Origin of the sequence: Nonomuraea sp. NPDC048916, from assembly GCF_040649575.1 — a bacterium.
Lineage (GTDB): Bacteria > Actinomycetota > Actinomycetes > Streptosporangiales > Streptosporangiaceae > Nonomuraea.
In genome coordinates, this window is record NZ_JBEZFS010000099.1 from 1 (window position 1) to 3,013 (window position 3,013).

The following is a 3,013-nucleotide window of genomic DNA, read 5'->3' on the forward strand; positions in this document are numbered from 1 at the left end:
TGGTGGTGGGGTGGGTTGGTTGCTGTTTGTTGTTTGAGATTTGCATAGTGGACGCGAGCATCTTTGTGGCCAAGTTTTTTAGGGCACACGGTGGATGCCTTGGCATCAGGAGCCGATGAAGGACGTGGGAGGCTGCGTTAAGCCTCGGGGAGTCGCCAACCAGACGTTGATCCGGGGATGTCCGAATGGGGAAACCTAGCACCAGTCATGTGGTGTTGCCTCCGCTTGAATGTATAGGGCGGTTGGTGGTAACGCGGGGAAGTGAAACATCTCAGTACCCGTAGGAAGAGAAAACAAGAGTGATTCCGTGAGTAGTGGTGAGCGAAAGCGGATGAGGCTAAACCGGGCGTGTGTGATAGCCGGCAGGTGTTGCATGTCCGGGGTCGTGGGACCTTCTTGAAGGGGCTGCCGCTTCTTCGAACAGTGAGAAATCCGTCTGATAGTTGAAGCCTCTGGGAAGGGGCGCCGTAGACCGTGAGAGCCGGGTAGGCGAAATTGGATGGACTGTTTGAGGGGATCCCAAGTAGCACGGGGCCCGAGAAATCCTGTGTGAATCTGCCAGGACCACCTGGTAAGCCTAAATACTCCCTGGTGACCGATAGTGCACGAGTACCGTGAGGGAAAGGTGAAAAGTGCCCCGGTGAGGGGTTGTGAAAGAGTACCTGAAACCGTGTGCCTACAAGCCGTAGGAGCTTACTGGGCAGGTTGAAGCTCAGGTAAGACTGGGTGGAGGACCGAACCCACCAGGGTTGAAAACCTGGGGGATGACCTGTGTGTAGGGGTGAAAGGCCAATCAAACTCCGTGATAGCTGGTTCTCCCCGAAATGCATTTAGGTGCAGCGTTGCGTGTTTCTTGCCGGAGGTAGAGCACTGGATGGCCGATGGGCCCGACAAGGTTACTGACGTCAGCCAAACTCCGAATGCCGGTAAGTGAGAGCGTGGCAGTGAGACTGCGGGCGATAAGGTTCGTAGTCGAGAGGGAAACAGCCCAGATCACCGACTAAGGCCCCTAAGCGTGTGCTAAGTGGGAAAGGATGTGGAGTCGCAGAGACAACCAGGAGGTTGGCTTAGAAGCAGCCATCCTTGAAAGAGTGCGTAATAGCTCACTGGTCAAGTGATTCCGCGCCGACAATGTAGCGGGGCTCAAGTACACCGCCGAAGTCGTGGCACTGATACGAGTGATCGTGTTGGTGGGTAGGGGAGCGTCGTGCAGCCGGTGAAGCAGCAGAGTGATCTAGTTGTGGAGGCTGTGCGAGTGAGAATGCAGGCATGAGTAGCGAATCGAGGGTGGGAAACCCTCGCGCCGGATGACCAAGGGTTCCTGGGCCAGGCTAATCCGCCCAGGGTAAGTCGGGACCTAAGGCGAGGCCGACAGGCGTAGTCGATGGACAACGGGTTGATATTCCCGTACCCGCTTCAATGCGCCCATATCGAACCTCGTGATGCTAAGAGTCCTTAAGCCCCTGACGCTCTTCGGAGTGTGGGTGAGGCTGAACGCTCGATCCGATCGGGTAGTAGGTAAGCGATGGGGTGACGCAGGAAGGTAGTCCAGCCCAGGCGATGGTAGTCCTGGGGTAAGCATGTAGCCCGTGTCGTAGGTAAATCCGCGGCACATTGTGGGTGAGATGTGATGCCGAGCCGATTGTGGTGAAGTGGATGATCCTATGCTGCCGAGAAAAGCCTCTAGTGAGTGTTGTGGCGGCCCGTACCCTAAACCGACTCAGGTGGTCAGGTAGAGAATACCAAGGCGATCGGGTGAACTGTGGTTAAGGAACTCGGCAAATTGCCCCCGTAACTTCGGGAGAAGGGGGACCTCTGCTGGTGATGAGCTTTGCGCTTGGAGCTGGTGGGGGTCGCAGTGGCCAGGGGGAAGCGACTGTTTACTAAAAACACAGGTCCGTGCGAAGTCGTAAGACGATGTATACGGACTGACGCCTGCCCGGTGCCGGAACGTTAAGGGGACCGCTTAGCCAGTTTTCGGACTGGCGAAGGTGAGAACTTAAGCGCCGGTAAACGGCGGTGGTAACTATAACCATCCTAAGGTAGCGAAATTCCTTGTCGGGTAAGTTCCGACCTGCACGAATGGCGTAACGACTTCCCCGCTGTCTCAACCACAGACCCGGCGAAATTGCACTACGAGTAAAGATGCTCGTTTCGCGCAGCAGGACGGAAAGACCCCGGGACCTTCACTACAGCTTGACATTGGCGTTTGGAGCGTCTTGTGTAGGATAGGTGGGAGACTGGGAAGCTCGGACGCTAGTTCGGGTGGAGTCATTGGTGAAATACCACTCTGGTCGTTTTGAACGTCTAACTCTGGTCCGTGATCCGGATCGGGGACAGTGTCTGGTGGGTAGTTTAACTGGGGCGGTTGCCTCCTAAAGGGTAACGGAGGCGCCCAAAGGTTCCCTCAGCCTGGTTGGCAATCAGGTGTTGAGTGTAAGTGCACAAGGGAGCTTGACTGTGAGACTGACGGGTCGAGCAGGAGCGAAAGCTGGGACTAGTGATCCGGCATCGGCGTGTGGAAGCGGTGTCGCTCAACGGCTAAAAGGTACCCCGGGGATAACAGGCTGATCTTCCCCAAGAGTCCATATCGACGGGATGGTTTGGCACCTCGATGTCGGCTCGTCGCATCCTGGGGCTGGAGTAGGTCCCAAGGGTTGGGCTGTTCGCCCATTAAAGCGGTACGCGAGCTGGGTTTAGAACGTCGCGAGACAGTTCGGTCCCTATCCGCTGCGCGCGCAGGAGACTTGAAAGGAGCTGTCCCTAGTACGAGAGGACCGGGACGGACGAACCTCTGGTGTGCCAGTTGTACCGCCAGGTGCACGGCTGGTTGGCTACGTTCGGAAGGGATAACCGCTGAAAGCATCTAAGCGGGAAGCTCGCCTTGAGATGAGGTCTCCCACCACGTGAGTGGGTAAGGCTCCCGGTAGACGACCGGGTTGATAGGCCGGAGGTGGAAGCACGGTAACGTGTGGAGCTGACCGGTACTAATAGGCCGAGGACTTGACCACAA

1 rRNA gene is annotated in these 3,013 nt (G+C 56.8%); it reads left to right on the forward strand.

Annotated elements, in window-relative coordinates:
- Positions 1-67: 67 nt before the first annotated feature.
- Positions 68-3,011, forward strand: a 23S ribosomal RNA gene (locus AB0C16_RS39850).
- Positions 3,012-3,013: the final 2 nt, after the last annotated feature.